Origin of the sequence: Streptosporangium fragile (genome assembly GCF_039534445.1) — a bacterium.
Classification (GTDB): Bacteria; Actinomycetota; Actinomycetes; order Streptosporangiales; family Streptosporangiaceae; genus Streptosporangium; species Streptosporangium fragile.
On sequence record NZ_BAAAVI010000194.1, the window covers coordinates 1 to 591 of the forward strand.

At 56.3% G+C, this 591-nt stretch carries 1 protein-coding gene; it reads left to right on the top strand.

Annotation, left to right across the window (positions count from 1 at the left end; translation table 11 throughout):
- Positions 1-33 precede the first annotated feature (33 nt).
- Positions 34-591 (top strand): C40 family peptidase (locus tag ABD841_RS40605; RefSeq protein WP_425582128.1); only part of this gene is annotated, 558 nt, incomplete at its 3' end.

The following is a 591-nucleotide window of genomic DNA, read 5'->3' on the forward strand; positions in this document are numbered from 1 at the left end:
GGGCGAGCGGAGCGTTATTTCCCCTGCCGGAACCTGGCCACAGAGTCGAAAGATAATTTTGTGCTGGCGCCGGAGGATTATGCGGAGGTTGAGGAATGGGGAACGATCACCGGTATTGTTCACAGCCATCCTGATGCCACCACCCAGCCGAGCGAACTGGATAAAGCGCAATGCGACGCGACCCTTCTCCCTTGGCATATTATCAGCTGGCCAGAAGGCGATCTCCGTACCATCCACCCGCGTGGTGAGTTGCCGCTCCTCGAGCGACCATTCGTGCTGGGCCACTACGATTGCTGGGGCCTGGTGATGAGCTATTTTCGGCAAACCCACGGCATCGAGCTGCACGATTACCGCGTTGATTATCCGTGGTGGGAAAAGGAGTATCCGGACAATTTTTATCAGGACTGCTGGAATGAATGCGGGTTCCGTGAGTTTGATGGTCCACCGCAACCGGGTGACATGGTGATCATGCAGGTGCAGGCGGATAAGTGGAACCACGCCGGGATTCTGCTGGAAGGGAATATGCTGCTGCATCACCTGTATGGCCATCTCAGCAAGCGCGTGCCGTATGGTGGATACTGGATGGAAAGG